General features: G+C 37.2%; 20 protein-coding genes and 1 other RNA gene. 9 read left to right on the forward strand and 12 right to left on the reverse strand.

The features are described 5' to 3' along the window. Window positions 1–2: 2 nt before the first annotated feature. Genes F1847_RS07485 through F1847_RS07505 form a run of 5 tightly spaced genes read right to left on the reverse strand, consistent with a single transcriptional unit; the run spans window position 3 to window position 5715 of the window. A complete protein-coding gene (locus F1847_RS07485; protein ID WP_150072440.1) occupies window positions 3–494 on the reverse strand; it encodes a metallophosphoesterase in 492 nt (163 codons plus the stop codon). 1 nt (window position 495) lies between these two features. Beyond that, window positions 496–1962 (reverse strand): menaquinone biosynthesis decarboxylase, encoded by a 1467-nt coding sequence (locus tag F1847_RS07490; protein ID WP_150072441.1) that lies wholly within the window; start codon window positions 1960–1962, stop codon window positions 496–498. Window positions 1963–1964: 2 nt separating this feature from the next. Continuing rightward, complete coding sequence (gene purF / locus F1847_RS07495) at window positions 1965–3341, reverse strand: amidophosphoribosyltransferase (RefSeq protein WP_150072442.1); 1377 nt, start codon at window positions 3339–3341, stop codon at window positions 1965–1967. Between the two features lie 27 nt (window positions 3342–3368). After that, the gene (locus F1847_RS07500; RefSeq protein WP_150072443.1) at window positions 3369–4697 is read right to left on the reverse strand and encodes a TldD/PmbA family protein; all 1329 of its coding nucleotides are present in this window, start codon (window positions 4695–4697) and stop codon (window positions 3369–3371) included. A gap of 19 nt (window positions 4698–4716) precedes the next feature. Next, window positions 4717–5715, reverse strand: a complete 999-nt coding sequence (locus F1847_RS07505) for a carbohydrate kinase family protein (RefSeq protein ID WP_150072444.1) — start codon at window positions 5713–5715, stop codon at window positions 4717–4719. A gap of 131 nt (window positions 5716–5846) precedes the next feature. Between F1847_RS07505 and rnpB the strand changes: the two genes are divergently transcribed. From rnpB to F1847_RS09425, 9 genes are all read left to right on the forward strand, one after another. Then, an RNA gene (gene rnpB, locus F1847_RS07510) (RNase P RNA component class A) lies at window positions 5847–6236 on the forward strand. Between the two features lie 24 nt (window positions 6237–6260). After that, window positions 6261–6851, forward strand: a complete 591-nt coding sequence (yihA, locus tag F1847_RS07515) for a ribosome biogenesis GTP-binding protein YihA/YsxC (protein ID WP_150072445.1) — start codon at window positions 6261–6263, stop codon at window positions 6849–6851. Window positions 6852–6985: 134 nt separating this feature from the next. Then, the gene (locus tag F1847_RS07520) at window positions 6986–7279 is read left to right on the forward strand and encodes a DUF485 domain-containing protein (protein WP_150072446.1); all 294 of its coding nucleotides are present in this window, start codon (window positions 6986–6988) and stop codon (window positions 7277–7279) included. 20 nt (window positions 7280–7299) lie between these two features. Further along, entirely contained in the window at window positions 7300–8838 is a 1539-nt protein-coding gene (gene actP, locus F1847_RS07525; RefSeq protein WP_150072783.1) for a cation/acetate symporter ActP, read from the forward strand. Window position 8839: 1 nt separating this feature from the next. Next, window positions 8840–10657, forward strand: coding sequence for a putative nucleotidyltransferase substrate binding domain-containing protein (locus F1847_RS07530; protein WP_150072447.1), 1818 nt, complete (start codon window positions 8840–8842; stop codon window positions 10655–10657). Between the two features lie 14 nt (window positions 10658–10671). Beyond that, window positions 10672–11319 carry an exonuclease domain-containing protein gene (locus tag F1847_RS07535; RefSeq protein ID WP_168194294.1) on the forward strand — a complete coding sequence of 216 codons (648 nt, stop codon included), beginning with the start codon at window positions 10672–10674 and terminating at the stop codon, window positions 11317–11319. 1 nt (window position 11320) lies between these two features. Continuing rightward, the gene (locus tag F1847_RS07540; protein WP_150072449.1) at window positions 11321–12763 is read left to right on the forward strand and encodes a putative nucleotidyltransferase substrate binding domain-containing protein; all 1443 of its coding nucleotides are present in this window, start codon (window positions 11321–11323) and stop codon (window positions 12761–12763) included. A gap of 180 nt (window positions 12764–12943) precedes the next feature. After that, window positions 12944–14218, forward strand: a complete 1275-nt coding sequence (locus F1847_RS09420; RefSeq protein WP_150072450.1) for a sulfite exporter TauE/SafE family protein — start codon at window positions 12944–12946, stop codon at window positions 14216–14218. Between the two features lie 13 nt (window positions 14219–14231). Then, on the forward strand, window positions 14232–14630 hold the full coding sequence (locus F1847_RS09425) for a sulfite exporter TauE/SafE family protein (RefSeq protein ID WP_150072451.1): 399 nt from the start codon (window positions 14232–14234) through the stop codon (window positions 14628–14630). Between the two features lie 36 nt (window positions 14631–14666). Here the strand turns inward: F1847_RS09425 and hydE are convergent, their stop codons facing one another. From hydE to F1847_RS07585, 7 genes are all read right to left on the reverse strand, one after another. After that, complete coding sequence (gene hydE / locus F1847_RS07555; RefSeq protein WP_150072452.1) at window positions 14667–15704, reverse strand: [FeFe] hydrogenase H-cluster radical SAM maturase HydE; 1038 nt, start codon at window positions 15702–15704, stop codon at window positions 14667–14669. Then, window positions 15665–16945 carry a [FeFe] hydrogenase H-cluster maturation GTPase HydF gene (gene hydF, locus F1847_RS07560; protein WP_150072453.1) on the reverse strand — a complete coding sequence of 427 codons (1281 nt, stop codon included), beginning with the start codon at window positions 16943–16945 and terminating at the stop codon, window positions 15665–15667. Before hydF ends, hydE begins: the two co-directional genes overlap by 40 nt. Beyond that, window positions 16942–17202, reverse strand: coding sequence for a hypothetical protein (locus F1847_RS07565; RefSeq protein ID WP_150072454.1), 261 nt, complete (start codon window positions 17200–17202; stop codon window positions 16942–16944). The genes hydF and F1847_RS07565 overlap by 4 nt, the downstream gene beginning before the upstream one ends. Beyond that, window positions 17177–18682 (reverse strand): [FeFe] hydrogenase H-cluster radical SAM maturase HydG, encoded by a 1506-nt coding sequence (hydG, locus tag F1847_RS07570; RefSeq protein WP_206202399.1) that lies wholly within the window; start codon window positions 18680–18682, stop codon window positions 17177–17179. The genes F1847_RS07565 and hydG overlap by 26 nt, the downstream gene beginning before the upstream one ends. Further along, window positions 18673–20121 carry an aspartate ammonia-lyase gene (locus F1847_RS07575; protein WP_150072455.1) on the reverse strand — a complete coding sequence of 483 codons (1449 nt, stop codon included), beginning with the start codon at window positions 20119–20121 and terminating at the stop codon, window positions 18673–18675. The genes hydG and F1847_RS07575 overlap by 10 nt, the downstream gene beginning before the upstream one ends. Window positions 20122–20230: 109 nt before the next feature. Then, window positions 20231–20554, reverse strand: a complete 324-nt coding sequence (locus F1847_RS07580) for an iron hydrogenase small subunit (RefSeq protein WP_150072456.1) — start codon at window positions 20552–20554, stop codon at window positions 20231–20233. A 31-nt stretch (window positions 20555–20585) separates the two neighbouring features. Then, the gene (locus F1847_RS07585) at window positions 20586–21962 is read right to left on the reverse strand and encodes a [Fe-Fe] hydrogenase large subunit C-terminal domain-containing protein (protein WP_150072457.1); all 1377 of its coding nucleotides are present in this window, start codon (window positions 21960–21962) and stop codon (window positions 20586–20588) included. Window positions 21963–21982 lie beyond the last annotated feature (20 nt).

Genomic DNA, 21982 nt, shown 5'->3' on the forward strand with positions numbered 1-21982 from the left:
TCCTAACCAAGTTCTATTTTTTCCCAAGATCTGGTAATTAAACCAAGAATTACCATCGTAGGTGGACCCTCTTTGCCTAAAATCTCACCTGGATTAATAAGCAAGGTTTTTCCTATTTCTTGAACTTCAAACTTATGGGTATGACCACAAAAAACGTAATCAAAATCTTGACTTTTAGCCAAAGAATAAGCCATCTTAGGATAGTGAACCATAGCTATTTTAAAACCACCTACCTCTAAAAAGGCATGTTCTCCATGAAAACGCACCCAAGGATATTTTTTAAGATGCTCACACATAAGGGCTATATCTCCCCGGTTATTTCCGACGATAAAATGAACATCTTTTTGAAAAGAGGCAAGAAGAGGTATCATAAAAGGTGAAATCAAATCTCCACAATGAAACAATATTTCACAACCTTTTTCGCAAGCTATCTTGATGGCTTTTTCGGTATGTGGAAGGTTATCGTGGGTGTCACTTATGATGGCAACCACCATCCTATTTTAACCTCCTTATCTGTTCCTCGATTTTTTTCCACACCTTTTCTACCTTAGACTTAACCTCTGGAACCATCGCCGCTTCTTCAGGCCATTCCCTTAAATAACCTTCTTCTTTCCATTTTCTGGTGGCATCTATACACATCTTTGACCCATAGGCTGGATAGGGACTTGCATGGTCTAAGGCATCAACCGGTCCCTTTACTATCATTATATCCCTTTCTGGGTCTACATTTCCTGACATATAAAACAAAACCTCGCTTACATCTTGAACGTTTACCTCTTTATCAACCACTACGATAATTTTAGTAAACATCATCTGCCCAAGCCCCCACAGAGCTGAAGCCACCTTAAAGGCATGTCCTGGATATCTTTTATCTATGGAAACAAAGGCTAAATTATGAAAAACTCCCTCCCAAGGAAGGTTAATATCTACTATCTCTGGGAGTATTTTTTTTAGCAAAGGTAAAAACAATCTTTCTGTTGCCTTTCCAAGAAAACAATCTTCTTGAGGAGGTTTTCCTACGATAGTAGCAGGATAAATAGCATCCTTTCTAAAGGTAATACAAGTAACCTTAAAAACTGGATAATAATCTTGAGGGGTATAATAACCTGTATGGTCCCCAAAAGGTCCTTCAAGCCTTCGTTCATAAGGCTCTACATAACCTTCAAGGACTATTTGACTTTCTGCAGGTACTTCAAGAGGCACAGTAAGGCATCTAACCAACTCTACAGGAGACCTTCTTAAAAAACCTGCCAACAAGAATTCGTCTATATCTTCAGGTAAAGGAGCCGTAGCGGCATAGATTACTGCAGGGTCAGGACCTATGGCTACTGCTACCGGTAATCTTTCTCCTCTTTTTTCTGCCTTCTGATGATGTTTGGCACCTGTTTTATGTATCTGCCAATGCATCCCTGTTTCATTTTTACTAAAAACCTGCATTCTATACATACCTACATTGTAGGTGCCGGTTTCAGGATCTTTTGTAATCACACAAGGAAGGGTAATAAAAGGACCGCCGTCTTTAGGCCAACATTTAAGCACCGGAAGTTTATAAAGGTCTACTTTGTCGCCTTCCCATACGATTTCCTGACAAGGTGCTTTTTCTACCTTTTTAGGAAAAAGATTAGAAGCCCTGAAAAGCTTCGGCACAAGTTTTAACTTATCTAAAAGAGAACCTGGTTTAGCCACTTCTATAAACTCAGCCACTTCCCTTCCAAGTTCATCAAGGTCCTTTACCCTTAAAGCTAAGCATACTCTTTTATAACTCCCCATCAGATTAGTAACTACTGGGATTTTATGACCTTTTACCTTTTCAAAAAAAAGAGCTGGGCCAAAAGCCTTGCACACTCTATCGGTGATCTCTGTAATCTCCAGTTCAGTAGATATTTCTTCTTTAACCTTGATCAGTTCTTTTTCCCTTTCAAGTATCTCTAAAAAACCTTGTAAATCTTTAAAATTTTTCATCTTTAGCCCTCAGCGATGTCCTTTTTAAAATTAAAATCAACCTCTACCGGATATTCACCGGTAAAACAGGCTAAGCAAAGTTTGTTTCTTAAATCACCTAAGGCGTCAACCAATCCTTCTATACTTAAATAGTAAAGTGTATCGATGTCTAAAAACTTTCTTATCTCTTCTACACTATGTTTAGCAGCGATAAGCTCTGACCTCGAGGGAAAGTCTATTCCAAAAAAGCAAGGAAACCTTATCGGAGGACAAGAAAGCAAAAAATGCACTTTTTTAGGTCCAAGTTCTTTTATTCCTCTAAACCGGTTTTTACTGGTAGTTCCTCTCACTAAAGAGTCGTCTATTACGACGACCTCTTTATTTTTAATAAGCTCTCTTACTGGATTTAACTTCATCCTTACCGAAAGGTCTCTAAGTCTTTGAGAAGGTTGGATAAAAGTCCTTCCTATGTAATGATTTCTTATCATCCCAAACTCAAGCGGGACTCCACTTGCCTGAGAATATCCGATCGCTGCATAAGTTCCTGAATCAGGAAAGGGCATCACAAAATCCGCTTCTAAAGGACATTCTTTATAAAGGTTTTTACCTAATTGCTTTCTCACAGGATAAACCATTTTACCAAAGATATAACTATCAGGCCTGGCAAAATAGATGAATTCAAATACACAATGACTTTTAGGAAATTTTTCCTTTTTAAAAGGAAAATAAGACTGAGGTCCTTCTTGGGTTATCACCAAAATCTCCCCTGGAGCTACCTCTCTTAGGTATTGAGCCCCTATGAGGTCAAAAGCACAGGTTTCAGAGGCTACGACATACCCTCCGTTGAGCATTCCCAACGCAAGAGGTCTAAACCCCCATGGATCCCTAAAGGCAACTAAGGTATCTTCATAAAGCAATAAAACAGAATAAGCCCCTTTTATCTTTTTCATCGTCTCTGAGATAGCTTCAATCAAACCTTTTTTAAGGTTTCTTACTATAAGATGGACAATCACTTCACTGTCCATCGTAGTCTGAAAGATGTGTCCTTCTTCTTCTAAACCACATCTAATCTGATAGGCATTTACTAAGTTTCCGTTATGGGCTATAGCTATCTTTTTTTTGGCAAAGTTTACACAAAAAGGCTGGGCGTTTTGCACCACACTTGACCCGGTGGTGGAATACCTAACATGTCCGATGGCTATCCTACCCTTAAGTTTTTGTAAAATCTGCTCGTTAAAAACTTCACTAACCAACCCCAAAGCTTTCCACTCTCTAATGGTTTCTCCGTCATAAACAGCCATACCCGCGCTTTCTTGGCCTCGATGCTGAAGTGAGTAAAGCCCAAAATAGGTATAATTAGCCGCTTCTTCTACCCCAAAAATTCCAAAAAGTCCACACATAAGATCTCACCTCTCTGGTTACTACTTTTACTCCTCTATGATACCTCCTACGGTTAACTCAGGGACCCTTAAAGTTGGTTGACCGTCTGAAACAGGAACCCCTTGGCCGTCTTTTCCACAAACACCAGGTTCAAAATGCAGGTCATCTCCTACCATGTCTATAATTTCTAAAACTTTAGGGCCATTACCCACCAAAGTAGCCCCTTTTACCGGATAGGCTATTTCTCCTTTATCTATATAATAACCTTCTCTTACCTCAAAAACAAAATCTCCGGTTAATGGGTTTACCTCCCCTCCTCCCATTTTCTTAACCAAAAGTCCTTTCTCTATACTTTTAAGAATTTCGTCTGGGTTATTAAACCCTTTAGCTATATAAGTGTTTGCCATCCTGGGTATAGGAACAGAACGATAATCTTGTCTTCTTCCGTGCCCATTAGGGGCTTTTTGGTGTTTCAAGGCAGTTAATCTATCATAAAGATAGCTTTTTAAAATTCCTTTTTCTATCAACACTACCTGCTGCGCTAAAACCCCTTCGTCATCAACATTATAAGATCCATAAAGACCATGTATCGTAGGGTCATCTATCACGGTAATCAAAGGGCTTGCTACCTTTTCCCCTAACTTACCCGCATAGACAGAAAGACCTTCCTCTGCATGGTCTGCCTCAAGACCATGGCCTACCGCTTCGTGGATCATCGTGCCCCCTGCCTCCCCTGCTAAAACTACAGGCATAATCCCAGCAGGGACCTTTCTTGCTGAAAGCATGGTGATAGCTAACCTTGAAGCCCGCTCAGGAAGGAGTAAAAATTCTTCTAAGTCTTTAGCCTTTTCAAAAATAAGGCTTTTTCCTGCTACTTCATATCCCCTTTCAAGCCTTCCGTCCTTTTCTGCTACTACGATGACCCCTAATTTGGTATATTCCCTTCTATCAGAAAAAAAACTTCCCTCTGAAGTCATCACCCAGACATCTTTTTTCACCTCACTAAAAATTAAACGGTAATGTTTTATTTCTTTAGTAAACCAAACCCTCTTTTTTAATGCTTCTAAGTACTCAAGTCTGGTCTTTAAAATCTTTGATATATCTTCCTCTTTATGGCTTGCCTGTTTTTTAAAAACTTCGTCTTTTAAGGTTTCTTCTAAAATCCCATTGGAAAAGTAAACCTGATTGGTAAAGTCTGAAGTGATTTTTCTAAGAGCTGACCCTTCCTCTATCCCCCAGTTGATTTCATCTATTCTGTCTGGTTCAACGACTATTTTTAACGTCTCTACTCTTTCTACGTAAAAATCTCCGTAAAGAGCATCTTTAAACCATTTCTTAGTTGAATCTTTTAAAAACTTATGGTCAGAAACTAACATACTTAGCACCTGTTATAAATTAAAGTTTTCCTGTTAATTTTAACAAACTTACATAATTTTGAAACTCCCTTTTATCTAAACAACCTCTCCTACCGTAATCCCTCAAACTCATACCCGCTGCGTAAATCCCAAGTTCTAAAGCCTTATCTTCATTAAATCCTAAGGATATACCAGCAAGCACCCCAGCGTTGAAATAATCTCCTGCCCCTGTGTTGTCAACCACCTTGTCAACGTTTAAACTAGGCTTTTTAAAAACTTTATCTTTAGTGAACACCATAGCACCATTTTTACCCTGTTTTAAAAACACCTTTTCTATCCCTAAGTTTAAAAGGGAATCAGGAGCCTTTTTTAACAGACCTAACTCTTCTTCAGTAATAAAAAGATATTTAGTAGCTTTTAACCAAGATAAAAGGTCGTCCCAACCAAGGGAAACATATATCCTACCTGGGTCAAAAGAAATCCGGTTTATCTGAGTAAGAAGTTGGACCTGAAAATGTCGTCCCGGGGCACTAGCAAAAGAAGAAAAATGATAATCTCCTTTAGGCAAATTTTTTTCAATTAAAACAGGTAGATAATTTTCTGCATCTCCTGGACTTACGAGAATAAATCTGTCTTTAGCAGGGCTTAGAACTATCAAAGCCAAACTGGTAGTTCCTCTTTCTATAATATATTCTAAAGAAAGGCCAACTGATGAGAACTCCTCTAAAACTTTTTTACCAAAAGGGTCTTTTCCTACAGCCCCTAAAAAACTTCCTTTAAAACCCCAAAGGCTAAGAGCATAAAGGGTGTTAGCTGCCGAACCTCCCCCTCCTTCAAACAAAAAATTTCCTCTTTTCTCTAAAAAATTTAGTACCTCTATAAAATCTTTCCTTTCTAAAGCTATTTCTCCTCCTGGGGAAGCATGTATGTTTTTTTCTTTTAAAATTTGCAAGTCTTCTAACTCAAAAAAAATATCCCAATTAAGGGCCCCACAGCCTATAAAATCAAACCTCAAAAAATCGTTCAAATTTTCGTCCATTTTTACCTCTTTGTCTGAGTTGTTTATTTATTAATTTTAATTTGAAAGTTAGTTTTTTTAACAGCTATGTAAAAGGAAAAATCGGTTTTGGTTGAAAAATTTTAAAAAAAACTTATTTTTTGTAAAAGGGCAGGGTTTAAGAGGTGGTTGCCCCAGAGGGATAAAACCTTCTGGGGAGGAAAGTCCGGGCTCCATAGGGGAGGACGCCGGGTAACACCCGGAGGGAGTAATCCCTGGAAAGGGCCACAGAAAACAGACCGCCAGCGGCCAGAAGGTTAAATGCCTTCTGGTGCGGGCAAGGGTGAAAAGGTGGGGTAAGAGCCCACCGCACTGGGTGGTAACACCTGGTGGCACGGCAACCCCCGTCCGGAGCAAGGCCAAACAGAGCCGATGGGTGCCCCGCCCGTTAAGGCTCAGGTAGGCCGCTTGAGAAGAGGGGTAACCCTCTTCCTTAGAGAAATAATCACCGCCTGAGGATTTTTTCCTCAGGTAACAGAACCCGGCTTACTTAAACCCTGCCCCTTCTAAAAATTTCGAACCTAAACATGTTTAAAAACATAGAATTTATTAAAAGTGTTTTTAAATTAGAAGACCTCCCTCCTCCAGAATTTCCTGAGATTGCCTTTTTAGGTAGGTCTAACGTAGGAAAATCTTCTTTGATTAATGCCTTCTTAAACCGTAAAAAAATAGCCAGAGTATCCTCTACCCCTGGGTTTACCAAAGCCTTAAATTTCTTTAGGGTTGATTTTAGGTTTTACTTAGTAGACCTACCAGGATATGGGTTTGCTAAGGTTCCTCCTGAAGTTCAAAAACATTGGCAACGTTTGATCGAAGGTTATCTTAAAGCTATAAGAGATTTTAGGTGCCTTATCCTTATTTTTGACATAAAACGTAAACCTGATGAAGCAGACATTGCTTTGATAAAATTTGTCAACTACCTTAAAAAACCATATTGCGTCGTTTTAAATAAAATAGATACCCTATCTCCTAAAGAAATAGAACTTCAAACCTCTCTTTATCAAAAAACCTTCAAACTCTCTCAAGAAACCCCGTTCTTTCTTACTTCTTGTAAGGAAAAACAAGGTATAGATCACTTGCGAAAATATCTTTTTGCTTGTTTAGGTTTAAAAATATAATTGAGGAATTTCTCCCCAATATGTTTTATAAAGTTTTAAACTTTTTTCTTTCTATGTTTTATAAATACTATGTTTTATAGATAGGCACAATACTTGCATCTTAAAATATAAATCATAAAGAGGGGGGAGGTAAAATGAAGGATTTGCTAAATTCACCAAAATTTCAGCACCTGGTTTCCAAAAAGAACCAGGTAGCTTTTTGGCTAACCCTTATTCAATTAGCGGTTTACTACGGTTTTATTTATTTCTTAGCATTTAAAAAAGAGGTTTTAGCCATAAAAGTAACCGATGTAATCCCTTTAGGTATCCCTATAGGAATTTTAGTTATCATTATTTCTTGGTTATTAACAGGGGTTTACACTTTTTGGGCTAACAATGTATATGATAAGCTGGTGGAAGACGTTAAAAAAGAGATTAAAGAAAGTTAAAAAGGAGGGATAAGATGGAAATGCAAACAACCTTGGGACAACCAAACGCGGTTTCTATTCTGTTTTTCTTTTTATTTACCTTAATTACCCTTTATATTACCTATTGGGCAGCCAAAAGAACTAAAACCACTTCTGAATACTATGCAGCAGGAAGAAGTATTACAGGGTTTCAAAACGGTCTTGCCTTAGCAGGAGACTACATGAGTGCTGCTTCTTTCTTGGGAATTGCTGGATTGGTAGCCTTAAAAGGATATGATGGGTTGATCTATTCTATTGGATTTTTGGTAGGTTGGCCTATAGTGATGTTTCTTATAGCAGAACAGTTGCGTAACCTTGGTAAGTATACCTTTGCCGATGTGGTAGCCTATAGGCTTAAACAAAAACCCATAAGGATTGCTGCTTCTTTTGGAGCTTTAGCTACGGTTCTTCTTTATCTTATAGCCCAGATGGTAGGAGCAGGTTCTCTTGTTAAACTTTTGTTTGGATTGCCTTATGAGATTGCGGTCATATTGGTAGGATGTATCATGCTAATCTATGTGCTTTTTGGGGGAATGATTGCTACTACTTGGGTTCAGATTATCAAGGCTTGTCTTTTGCTTAGCGGGGCTACTTTGCTTGCCATCTTAGCCATGGCTAAGTTTGGGTTTAACTTTAATGAATTTTTTGGTTATATTGCTCAAAAATACGGAGAAAAAAGACTTCTCCCTGGTGGGCTTGTAGCCAACCCTTGGGATGCTCTTTCTCTTGGAATAGCACTCATGTTTGGAACTGCAGGACTTCCTCACATACTCATGAGGTTTTACACCGTTCCTGACGCCAAAGAAGCCAGAAAATCTGTATTTTATGCCACAGGTTTTATCGGATACTTTTATATCCTTACGTTTATCATAGGGTTTGGTGCAGCAGCCATAGTAGGAGAAGACCTGATTAAAACCATAGAAAAAGGCGGAAATATGGCAGCTCCTCTTTTGGCTGAAGCTTTAGGAGGAACGGTGTTTTTAGGATTTATTGCTGCAGTGGCTTTTGCTACTATACTTGCGGTGGTTGCAGGTCTTACCCTTGCAGGCGCTGGAGCGCTTTCCCATGACCTTTACACCAACGTGATCAAAAAAGGCAGGGCTACTGAAGAAGAACAGGTAAGGGTAGCTAAATTTGCTACTCTTATCTTGGGATTTCTTGCTATCTTTCTTGGAATAGTGTTTAAAGGCCAAAACGTCGCCTTTATGGTTGGTCTTGCCTTTGCTATAGCTGCAAGCGCCAATTTTCCTTCTCTTTTGCTTTCTATCTTTTGGAAAAGGATTTCTACTGCCGGTGTGGTGGCTGGAATTTTAACCGGGGTTACTCTTTCGGTGGTGCTTATCATACTTAGCCCTACCGTTTGGGTAAATATTTTTAAAAACCCTGCCCCTATCTTTCCTTGGAAAAACCCTGCCCTTATCTCTATGCCGGCAAGTTTTATCATAGCTATCTTGGTTTCTCTTTTAACTCCAGAGAAAGAAGCTCAAGAGAAATTTGAAGAAGAAAAGGTTAGAACCTACCTTGGTGTTGGGATAGAATAAGATGCTTGATGCAGAAAGATTTTTAAGAGAAGTGCCCCCTTTTAGGGGGCTTCCCCCTTCTATCTTAACTGAATTGGTAGAAAAACTAAAAGTAAAGGTCTACCCCAAAAACGAGATCATCTATAGAGGAAACGAACCAGCTGAACATCTCTTTTTAGTAAGAAAGGGATATGTAGTTTTAGAAAAAGAGGGGAATATCATAGACCAACTGCAAGAAGGAGAAACCTTTGGGTATCTTCCTCTGATAACTGGCCAACGTCTTGACCATTCAGCCCGTGCAGTAGAAGACACCGTGGTTTTTCTTTTTAAAAAAGAAGATTTTTTAGATCTCTTTCAGAAATACCCAGTAGTACAGACCTTTTATACCCAAAAGCTTGCTCAAAAACTTGCTGAAGCTTTAGAGCAAAAAAAAGACCAATGGGGAGCCTTTAGTTCTGTTCCCCTTGCTAAACTAACCATAAAACCTCCTATAATCATAGACGGGCAAGATTCAGTAGAAAAAGTAATTAAAGAATTGGTTGAGAAAAACGTTACTGCTTGTTTGGTAAAATTAGAAAAAGGATATGGAATTATTACTGAGAGAGACCTTCTAAAAAAAATTCTTTACCAAGGATTAGATAAAAAAGAAACCAAAGCTAAGGATATAGCCTCACATCCATTGGTTTGTTTAGAAAAAGAAGCTCCTTTGTCAAAAGCCATGCTTATTATGGCACAACATCGAATAAGAAAAATAGTAGTCGTTGACGAAGGCCTTCCTATAGGTATTTTAGAAGATACAGACATCATCTCTCTTGGTAGTAAAAACCTAATTACTATTACCAAAGAAATAGAAAGAACCAACTCTTTAGAAGACCTGAAAAAGCTTTATTATCACAGCTTTTATTCTGCCATAGACTTTGCGATAAAAGAAAAAGACCCTGAATTGATAGGAAGGTACCTTGCCGAGATAAGAGATGGAATTATTAAAAGGGGGATTGACCTTACCCTTGAACAAATAAAATATCCTGAAAAACCCAAGATTATGGTCATAGGAGCTCACGGAAGACGAGAGGCAAGTTTTAGAACCACGCTAAAGATTTTTCTAATAAAAAATCATCCTAAGGATGACCTTTTTGAAATAGGCCTTTTATTAGCTAAAAATCTGAAATTTTTAGGGATCGAGATAGAAGAGCAATATTTAACCCAACCCTATTGGTTAAAAACCTTAGAAGAATGGAAAGAAACATATTTCAGATGGATAGTATACCCAGACCTAAAAGATATAGGTAAAAAAGCCAACTTTTTTGACCTTCGTCTTCTAAACCTATCGACTGAGGAAGAAAACCTTTTTCACCAACAGATTTTACAAAAAATACAAAAAAGCGACAGGATCTTACCCTACTTAGCCTTAGACGCGGTAAAACTAAGACCTCCTTTGGGCTTTTTTAAAGAATTTTTAGTAGAAAAAACCGGACCTTTTAAAGGTAAAATAAATCTATTTAAATCAGGAGTTTTACCCTTGGTGTGTGTAGTAAGGGTTCTCAGCTTAGAACAAGGGATTAAAAATGTAAACACTTTTAAAAGAATCTCTCAGTTAGAAGCTACGGGAAGTATTAAGTCTGAAACAGCTAAAGACTTAAAAGAAGCATACCGATTCCTTACTACCTTGAGGTTTAAAACTCAAGTAGAAAACTTTAAAAAGCATCAAGAAATTCATGACTATTTAGACCCAGCAGCCCTGGAAAAAGGGGACCTAAATCTTTTAAAAGAGGTTTTTAAGTTTATAGAAAACTTACAAAAGATGCTTTTTGAGAAATACCGGTTAAGTTATCTCAGTTAACAAAGGAACCAAAGGTGTGGCAGGTGTTACAAACAACTTTAAAAGCTACCTATCAACGACTTTTCAGCCAAAAAAAAACTTTGAGTTGGGAGGTAGACCTTAACCAAAAGGTTAAAGATACCACCTTTGTGGTAATAGACACGGAAACTACAGGGCTTGATCTAAAAAAGGATGAAGTCCTCTCGGTTGGTGCTTATAAAATCCGTGATCTTACCCTTTCCTTTTCTGAGAGGCTACATCTCTATTTAAAAACCGACTTAATTAAGGCTGAAGAATCTATTAAGATACATGGGATTACCCCTGATAAACTCAAACAAGGACTTGAAAAAAAAGAAGCTCTCCTTAAACTTTTAGAATTTATAAAAGGTTCTGTTTTGGTAGGCTATTTTTTAGAGTTTGATATAGAAATGTTAAAGAAACATTTTCAAAAAGAACTAAACCTTAAAGTTTCTTTTTACGGGTTGGATGTTTTAGACCTTTATCCTCAAAAAAGCTTAGACAGGATTCCCAAGCTTATCGAACTATTAGAAGCATACAACCTTCCCAAGACTTATTTTCACTCAGCCCTTGAAGACTCCTACATGACCGCTTTGCTTTTTTTAAAATTAGTTTATTCTTACCAAAATAAAAAACTTAAAAAACTACCTTTAAAGATTATTTGAAATGTTTAAGAATTCTCTTTTTGACCAACCTTTAAAGAACCTTCCCTTAAAAACTCCTCTTATCGTTCACGAAGAAGACCGTTTAGACAAAGTAGTAAAACTTATGGTAGAAAAAGATTATAGTTTTGTAGTGGTTCAAGGCAAAGAAGGGTTAGGGATTATCACTGAAAAAGACTTTCTACAAAAGGTAGTTTATCCCCAGAAAAACCCTTCAGAGATAAAAGCTAAGGAAATAGCTACCTTTCCCCTTATAAGCCTTACTACAGAAAACCTACTTTTTGAAGCCCTTCTTCTTATGGCAGAAAACCGAGTTAGAAAGGTTGCTGTTTTTGAAAAAGGGATCCTCCAAGGAATACTTGAAGATACAGATATTATAAGTTTTCAAAGTAAAAACTTGGTTTCCCTCCTTTATCAAGTTGAGTTATCCCACGACCTTGAGGAATTAGCAAGGCTTTATACCTTAGTTAAAGAAGGTGTGTTAAACCAAATTGCAGAAGGTTTTAATCCAGAATACTTAGGAAAATATCTTGCAGAAATAAACGATTTGTTTATCAAGAAAACTATAGAGATTACCTTAAAAGATTTAGAAGGAAAACCCCCTTCTAATTTTGGGGTTTTTGTCCTTGGAAGTGAAGGAAGAAAAGAACAAAGTCTTAAAACCGACCAAGATAACACCTTAATATATAAGGATTTATCTGAAGAGAAAAAAGAAGAAGTTGACCGGTTTTTTGAACGTTTCTCTTCAACCTTTATAGACAATCTTTTAAAGGTAGGCTTTCCTCCTTGCCCTGGTGGGGTTATGGTCTCTAATCCACTTTGGCGAGGGGACTTGAAAACCTGGAAAAACAGGCTTTCTAACTGGCTTGATTGCTCCCAAAAAGAAGCTCTGCTTAATCTTTGTATTTTTTTAGATTTTCGTATGGTTTATGGAGATGAAGAGATAGAAAAAGAGCTTAAAGAATGGATAACCGAGAAAATAAACCAAAACAAAAGGCTTATTATTTGTCTTGCAGCAGAGGCTATAAGGTTTGAACCACCCCTTAACTTTTTAGGAAGATTTATTACTGAGAAAGAGGGACCTAATAAAGGTAAATTAGACCTTAAAAAAGCAGGCATTTTCCCTATAGTTCAAGGAGTAAGAACTTTAGCCTTAGAATATAACATTTGGCAAACAAACACCTTTGACCGAATAGAGGCTTTAAAAAAAGAGGGAGTGCTTTCCTTAGACTTTGCTTCTGAATTAAAAGAAGGATACAGGTTTATCCTGTCTCTTCAATTCTTGAATCAAGCCCAAAAGATTAAAAAAGGCCAACCTCCTGACAACTACTTAAACCCTCAAGAACTTTCTAAAAATGAACGAAATCAATTAAAACAAGTTTTCAAAACGATAAAAACCTTTCAGGAATTTCTTTTCAGAAAGTATAACCTTAGGTTCTTTACTTAAACCCCTTCTTAAGCTTTGTCCTTAAAGGGCCAACCTTTGGACTTAAAGGTACAAAGTCTAAAAATCTATATAGTTTTAACCTTTTAAACTTCCTAATTTTTAAAGCAAAAAAGTTATCTTATTTTGGCATAATCTTTGCTAACGCCTTCCCTAAAAAAACAAAAAGGAGGAGGTTAGATTATGCGGTACAAGCTTAAGCTAAGTTTTTACTGGATACTCTCGCTTTTATTTTTTATGTTTTTCTCTAAAACCCTTCTTGCTCAGCCGCAGGAAAGTATTATCAAACCTGTGACTGAGGTACCACTTTTAAAAATTGAATTACAGGTTGATAAAACCACTTTTAAAGGTGATGAAAAAATCAAACTTACAGGAAAGGTGCCTGAAGGCTACAGGGTAAACTTTATCGAGATTACCTCTAAGGAAAAGGTTCAAGTAAGTAGACTTGATAGAAAGGATTTTAAATTTTACTTAAGTAAAGAAATACCAGCTTTTTATCAAGTTTGGATTGCCGATGACTATGTGGCTAAAATAGACAAAAATGGAACAGTAGAAGAAAAACCGATAAAAGAAATTTATCAGAAATATGCACAGAACAAAAAATGGAAAATCGGAGAATTTTTAAAGGAAAGTAATGCTAACGTAGCCTTTATTACTCCTGTGAAAGAAATTACACAAATCGACGTTTGGAAAACCACGGTATTAAGGGCGATTATAGGCTCAAGAGGTATTAAGTTAGAACCCCTCACAGATAAAAAAGAAATAAGTAAAGAAGCTGCAAGATTAATTCAAACCAGGTTTAGAAATTTTAACAAAATCTTTAGACTTGCTCAAATCAAACATAACCCTGACGGAACCTTTGAGGCAGAAATAACCATTCCTGGGAGTGCTCCCAAAGGTGAATTTACCGTTTTAGCGGTAGCCAGCAAAGAAGTTAAAAGTGAGCCTATAAAATTAATCCATGATATCTCCTTTCCTACGGTTTATTTCCCTGTAGCTGGTACTTCTACTAATGTTTTTGGGCCTCTCGCCTTAGCTTTTATCATCTGTACTTTTGGAGTAATCATGGGAGCAGGTGGTGGGTTCATTTTAAACCCATTATTAATCCTTATTTATGGCTTACCTCACGGTGTAGTAGCTGGTTCAGTCATGCCTACTGTGCTTTTTAGCCAAGCTTCTGGTATTTACAACTATTCAAAAATTGGATTTATCAATTGGAAACTTGGAATCGGAGTAGGTATCTTTATGTTGCTTGGTGGATTTATAGGTCCTCTATTAAACCAGTTTGTTACGTTAGATGAATATAAATTTATCTTTGGTATTATATTGTTAATCTTAGCAGTCCTTCTTGTTTGGCAGACAACCCCAGGTTACTTAGAGAAGAACAAGAAAGAAAGAGCTATTCTTCAAGAATACATGAAACGTGCTAAAGAAGCTAAGGAAAAAAAATCTAATTAGGAGGTAAAGGACTATGAAGTTAAGGATAGAGTTTTGGGGACAAGAGTTTTATGCTAACATGATAGTTGGTGCCATAGGAGGTTTCTTAATCGCTGTTGCTTCAAGTTTAGGTGGTTTCGGAGGAGGACCTTTTGTGGTTCCACTTATGACGGTTATCATGGGACTTCCGATTTACGTAGTAGTTGGAAGTTCTCTTTTAGCCATCTTTTTTAACACCCTTATGGCAAGCTCACGTTATTTCCTCTTTGGACAAACCGACCTTTTGTTGTTTGCCGTAATGGCTGTAGGAGCAATAGCCGGTGGATTTATAGGACCAAGAATTGCTAAAAGATTAAGTCCCATTTGGGTTAAAAGAGTAGCTGCAATCGGTATAACCTATCTCGGATTAAAACTTTTAAATATTCTTCCTTAGTGTTTTTTATTTAACTTTTATATTTTAGGGACCGGCCTAATTTAATCTTAGGTCGGTCCTTAAGTTTATTTTTTCAAAGAACTCAAAATAGTCTTCTAATTTAGTCTGGTATGTTCCTTTTCCTGGATAGATTTCATAATGTAGCTTGTATTTTGTCGGGGTTAAGTCTGGCATAAGAACATTAGCACCAACCAAAAAAGCTTTAAACCTTAAGTCTGGTGCTAAAACGTTTAAAGCGGTAGTTGCTGGAATATTGGCTTTAGGAAGAATTATCCTGGTTAAGGTAATAAGTTTAAGGGTCAAGTAAGGAAATCCAGAAGGAAAAGAAGCTAAAGGAGTTTGAGGATGAGGAATAAAAGGACCATGCCCTACCATATTTGGTTTAAGTTCTTGTAAAAAAAGTAGGTCATCAACCAAGGTTTCTATTCTCTGTCCTGGAAGACCAACAATACATCCAACACCTACTTCATATCCAAGTTCCTTTAACCAATACAAACGCTGAATTCTTTCTTTTAAGGTAGTATCTGGTTTTAACCAGCTAAAAAGTTTTTCATCTATTGTTTCGTGTTTAAGTAAAAACCTATCAGCCCCGGCAACTCTTAAAAGTTTATAGTCTTCGTAACTTAATTCTCCTATAGAAAGAGTAACTGCTACATCTAACTTTTTAAGTTTCCTTACTACATTACTCAGTTTTTTAGCACTCCAAAAAGGGTCTTCTCCAGATTGTAAAACAATAGTTCTAAAGCCATTATTTACCAGTTTCTCTGCTACCTCAAGGATTTCATCTTCATTCATGCGATAACGTTTAAGTTTTTTATTATCCCTTCTTATCCCACAATAAAGACAATTATTTTTACAATAGTTAGAAAATTCTATGATTGCTCTAAGATAAACTATATTTCCTTTTAATTGTTTTCTTATTTTATTAGCAATATCATAAACCCATTCAGGGTCAGCCTCTAAAAGAAGGAAAGTAAGCTCCTCTCTGGTAAAACCTACCCCTGATAAGGATTTTTCTATTATTGTTTCTTCGTTCAGTGGTTTACTCTTTCGGTAAGAAAGGATTTTATACATCTTAGGTCTTCTGCTATTTTTTTATATCCCTTTTCCTCTAAAGAAACCAATTCTTGTAAACGAGGAAATGGAGAAAGGGCTTTTTTTAAAATTCCGTGCATATGAGCCAATATCACCCCATAGTTTACGATAGGAACCCCTGCCCTTTTTGCCTGCATAATTCTTGAAAGCATCTCTTTTCTGTTAAGCATACAAGCTCCACAATGAACTATCAGCTTATACTCTTCAAGGTTTTCAGGAAGAGGGCCACCTCCAGCTTTTACTTCTATTTCAAGGTCTTGGCCTACTTGTGCCCTAAGCCATCTTGGAATCTTTACCCTTCCTATATCATCCTCTAAAGGATGATGGGTACAAGCTTCAGCTATCAAAACCTTATCTCCGGGTTTAAGGTTCTTTATAGCAAGTATCCCTTCTACCAAAGTTTGCAAATCGCCTTTATATCGTGCAAAAAGTATAGAAAAGGAGGTAAGTCTTACGTCAGGTGGAGTGTCTGCTGAAACTTTGGTATAAACAGAAGCGTCTGTTATTACTAAACTTGGCTTTTTCTTAAGCTGTTCTAAAGCATAAGCAAGTTCTCTTTCTTTTACTACAAAAGCTATTGCCTCATTGTCTATAATATCCCTTATAACCATCTGTTGAGGCAAAATAAGTCTTCCTTTAGGTGCTGCTTTATCTACCGGTACTACGCAAAACACAACATCACCAGGATTGATTAAATCTCCTACGATAGTAGGAAGAGCCCAATCCTTAGGAGCATGTTTTATGATTACTTGTTTAAGTTCGTCTATCCCCTCTCCGGTTAAAGCACTCACAAAAACTTTTGGTTCTAAAAAAGCTCCATTTTTAGCTTCAGGATAAAGGTCTATTTTATTAATTACATAAACTATTGGTGTATTATATTCTTGAGCCCGTTTTATTACTTCTTCTTCAAATTCACCCAAACCTATCTTGGGGTCTATTACTAATAAAATCAAGTCAGTTTTGTTTAAAACTTCATAAGACTTCTTTTTTCTCAATTCCCCAAGTTTTCCCACATCGTCTATCCCAGCAGTATCTATAACTACGACAGGGCCTAAAGGAAGAATTTCCATAGCCTTAATTACCGGGTCAGTAGTGGTGCCTGGAACATCTGATACGATAGCAAGTTCTTGACCGGTTAAAGCATTTATTAAAGAGGACTTACCAACATTCCTTCTTCCAAAAAAGGCTATATGAAGCCTCTGTCCTCGGGGGATGTTCATTTTAAAAGTTCCTCTTTTAAAATCTTTATTAAAGTTTCTTTTTCATGTTCTGGTATCTTCTCCCATTCATTAGAAACCACAGCAAACCTTTCGTTAAGATAGAGAGGTTCTGGAGGCAAAAAACCGTCTTCTTTATGTCCAGCTAAATAAGAATGCCTTTTTCCAAGCACCTCAACCAACCAAAGATTTACTCCATATTTTTTCTTTATTTCCTCAGCAAGAACTATAAACTTAGAAATAAAGGTCTCTTTCTCCATTTTCAATCCTCTGATAATACTCTAAAAGTTTTTTATAAACACCTGATGAAACCATTTGTTTTAATTCTTCTATTTCTTTTTGAATCACCTTTTCCCCTACTTTCTTTGTTTCTTCTGAAGCAAAATCATCAAGCCATTCTTTAAACGTAAGAACAGCATTAAGTTTACAAAAGATACGTTCTTTACCTGTTTTCAAAAGATCCATGATCCTTTCTCCTGTTCTTCCGCAACGATATCCTGCAGTACAAAAACTGGTAATGTATCCCATTTCAGCAAGTTCTCTTATTACTTCATCAAGACCTCTGGTGTCCCCCAATTGAAATTGTTGTCTTTCTAATTCTTGTTCTGTATATCTATCGGAATAAGCACCTATTCCTATTCTGGTTGAAGCATCCGTCTGGGTAACAATTCCTAAAGCTAAAATTTCTTTTCTTAGGGGAGCAGGCTCCCTCGCAGTAAGTATCATCCCTGTATAGGGAACAGCAAGTCTTATTAAACAAATTATTTTTTTAAAATCCTCGTCAGAAACTTTATATCTTGCTTCTTGAACAAAAGGGGTATTGGCAGCAGGCTCAAGTCTTGGAAAAGAAATGGTATGTGGACCTATTCCAAACTTTTTTTCAAGGTCTCTTGCATGATATAAAAGCCCCATCAACTCAAACCGCCAATCATAAAGTCTAAAAAGAACCCCAAAGGCTACATCATCAACCCCTGCCTCTAAAGCCCTATGATGACAGTAAAGCCTCCATCGATAATGATGTTTAACCGTGCCTTCGGGATGAACATAAGCATATGTTTCATGATGATAAGTTTCTTGAAAAACTTGATAGGTTCCTATACCAACTTCTTTTAACATTTTGAGTTCGTCGATCGACATAGGAGCAGCGTTAACATTAACCCTGCGTATCTGTCCGTATCCATTTTTAGTCTTTACTTTTACCGAATAGATGGCTTCTATCGTATCTCTTATATATTTTGCGCCGGTAGCAGGATGTTCTCCATACACAACTATTAATCTTTTATGCCCTATCTCACCTGCTAAAACCTCTGCTTCACGCTTAACCTCTTCTATAGTAAGAACCCTTCTTTTGATGACTTTATTTTCTCTTCTAAAACCACAATATAGACAATTGTTTATGCAAAGATTTCCACAGTAAAGCGGTGCAAAGGTAACAATTCGGTTGTCATAAACTTTCTTTTTTATTTCCCTTGCAGTAGCAAACATCTCTTCCCAAAGTTCTGGATCTTTAACATTAATTAAGGTAGCAAGTTCGTCTGGTTCAAGAGTTTCAATAGAAAGAGATTTAGCTAAAATTTCTCTCACCCTTACTGGGTCTGGATTAGCATTTTTTAGCTTTTCCCAAATTTCTTCATCGTTGATAAAGTCCTTTCCATTATCTAAATATCTTTCTATCTCGTCCTCTTTTATGATTTGATTACCCACATTCAACCCTTCTGCCATTTCAAAACTTAAAAACATTGCTTATCCCTCCGCTGATTTTTTAAAACGTATTCTTTTATTTTTTCTAATCCTGCAACCCCAGGGGTAGTAAGCTCCTGAGGCTGAACTATTATCTTAAGTTCTTCCTCAACAAAATAGCCCTTCTCTACAAGTAAATCCTCTACCCTTTTACCTGTCCTAATAGCTTCTTGATAAATTTCAGCACAAACTTCATATCCCAAATAAGGTGAAAAAGCAGTAATCACACAAGCACTTTTTTCAAACAATTCTTTACATCTTTCTTCATCAACGCTTATACCTGCTATGCATCTTTCTCTAAAATTTTGGCAACAACTTTTTAAAAGCCTTAAACTTGTGATAAGTTCATGAGAAATCAAAGGTAAAAAGGGGTTTAATTCTAAATGCCCAAGGCTACATCCCAAGGTTATAGCATGATCTAAAGCAATAGCTTTTATAGCAACTTGGGCTACCATCTCAGGAATAACTGGATTTACCTTTCCTGGCATGATAGAAGATCCCGGTTGTAAAGCCGGTAGTTTTATTTCTCCTATTCCTGCCTTGGGTCCAGAAGATAAAAATCTTATGTCTCCTGCTATCTTTATAAGATTTGATGCTAAAGTTTTTAAAAAGCCTGAAACTTCACACAGAGTGTCTACATTTTGAGTAGCCTCAAATAGGTTTTCTGCTTTCGCTACCGGAAGCCCGGTAAATTCTCTTAACTTTTCTATGGCTATTTCTACAAAATCTCTTGGGCAGTTTAACCCCGTTCCTACCGCTGTCCCACCTAAATTAACCTGTCTAACCCTTTCTATGGCTTTGTTAAGCCTCCACCAGTCCCTATTTAAAGCTTCAGCCCAGGCACCAAATTCTTGTCCCACCGTTACCGGACAAGCATCTTGCATTTCTGTCCTACCTACTTTTAATACCTTAGCGTACTCTTTTTCTTTTTTCTGAAACTCTCCTTGTAGAAGAGCTACTTCTTGAGCTAACTCTTTTAAAAGTTTTAAAACCGCTACCTTTATACTGGTAGGAAAAACATCATTAGTAGATTGATTAAGATTTACTACCTCTATGGGATGGATAATTTCATATTGTCCTTTAGCATAACCAAGAATTTCAAGGGCACGGTTGGCTATTACTTCGTTAACATTCATGTTAAATGATGTCCCCGCACCTCCAGCCAAAGGGTGAACCAAAATTTGATCGTCAAACTTTCCTTCAGAAAGTTCACTACATGCCTGTAAAATAGCAGAGGCTTTTTTTTCGTCTAAAAAACCAAGCTCTTTGTTTGCAAAAGCACAAGCTTTTTTTACTAAACCTATAGCCCAGATAAGTTCTCTATGAACCTTATCTTCAGAAAGAGAAAAATTTTCTAAAGCTCTTAAGGTATGGATACCATAATAAACTTCTTTAGGAAGAAGTCTTTCTCCTAAAAAATCTTTTTCTTTTCTAAACAATTGGTAAAATCACCTCCTGAGAAAATACCCCCCTTGGGGAAGAAGGGAGGGGAAGGGTATGCAGAGGGGCCTCCCTTAAAGTTTCTATCCCCTTGGGGGAAAATAAGCTTTATCCTCTTTTTTTATAATGAGTATGTAAAAGCATCTCGCTTATTTCACTTAACGGATAATGGGCAAATTCTTGATAAAATTTCTTTATCATAGGGTTTTCATGACTTGCCGCCAATTTAAACTTTTCTCTCACTATTTTATCGTCTTTGTAAAGATTGGTTTGTCTGGCTTTAATAAGTTCAAGCTTTTCCCTACCTACAGAGGTCTCAAAAAAGTTTTTGGTTGTTTCTTGTGAATATACTGTCTCAGGCAACCCAACCCCTAAAACCACAGAACTTATTCCTAAAATCTTTATAAAATCTCTTCTGGTTATTTCTCCCATGATAACACCCCCTCTTTAAAATTACTAAAATCTAAGCCTTAGCCAATTTATAAAGCATTTTTTGTATAAACCCCATACTCATAGAGGGTTTAGGTTGCCCTCCTCCGTTGATACAACCTCCAGGACAAGTCATTACTTCTATAAAGTGATATGGACTTTTCCCTTTAAGCACCTCTTCTAATACAGGCTTCAAATGAGCTCCATCACATCCAATACCGTTTATGGTACACACTTTAAACTTATACTCTTTAGCATTAAAAACCTTTTGATATTCAGGCCTCAAAGGTATGGTCAGAGTAGCTCTCACAATAGGATTAGTAAGCCCTCTTACATCTTGGAATTCCCATTCCATAGAGGTAGGAGACGGTGATTTTCCAGAAAGCACATGAAAAGCAAACCTAACCGCCGCCTCCATCACCCCTCCGCTTACTCCAAAAATAGTTGCTCCTCCTGAATACCACATAAAATCTTTAGGAAACCTTTCTTCTGGTAAATTCATAAAATCGATATTAAGCCGTCTAAATACCTCAGCAAGGTCTCTTGTAGTAAGCACAGCATCTACGTCTCTCATGGCTTCGTTTTTATGGTACCTTCCTGCTGAATTAAACTCAGGTCTAAAAGCCTCAAAAATTTTAGCAGTACAAGGCATAACCCCTACAGTATAGATCTTCTCGACTGAAACCTTCCACACAGCCTTAGACCCATAAGTCTTAGCGGTTGCTCCTGCCATCTGCTGAGGAGACTTACAGCTCGAAAGATAAGGCAAAAGATCAGGATAGTAAATTTCTGCATACCTTACCCAACCAGGGCAACAAGAAGTAAATTGAGGTAGTGGTTTATGCTTAAACTCCTCTACATCAAGTTCTATTTTTTTATCCCAAAGAAAAACAGGAAGTTTTTTTAATCCAGCATGGGCGGCAATTCTTGCTAAAAGCTCGGTTCCTTCTTCTAAAATAGTCTGGTCGGCTGCAAAATTATTATCGTAAATCTCAAAACCAGCCTTTTTAAGGGCTCTCCAAAGCTTTCCTACGGTTAAAGTTCCAGGTTTAGCCCCAAATTCCTCGGCTATGGCCACTCTTACTGCAGGAGCTATGATAGCAACCACCTTCGTTTGTTTGTCCTTTAACTTGCCTACTACCTCATCCACAAAGCTCATCTGTTCTATAGCATCAAAAGGACAATTAACCAAACACTGCCCACAGATTATACATCTATCAAAATCAATAGAATGCTTTTCTCCAAGATTACCATTGATAGCTTTAGCAGGACAGACGCTCTTACAGGTGTCACATCCCACGCATAAATCTTCATTAATCCTAAGGATACCCTTAAGTTCCCCTTTCCTATAAGTTCCAACATCTTGAGTTATCCCTTTTTCTGCTTTAAAAGTTCTAACCTTGCCCACCATATTTTTACCTCCTAATCTGT

Source organism: Thermodesulfobacterium sp. TA1 (genome assembly GCF_008630935.1).
GTDB lineage: Bacteria > Desulfobacterota > Thermodesulfobacteria > Thermodesulfobacteriales > Thermodesulfobacteriaceae > Thermodesulfobacterium.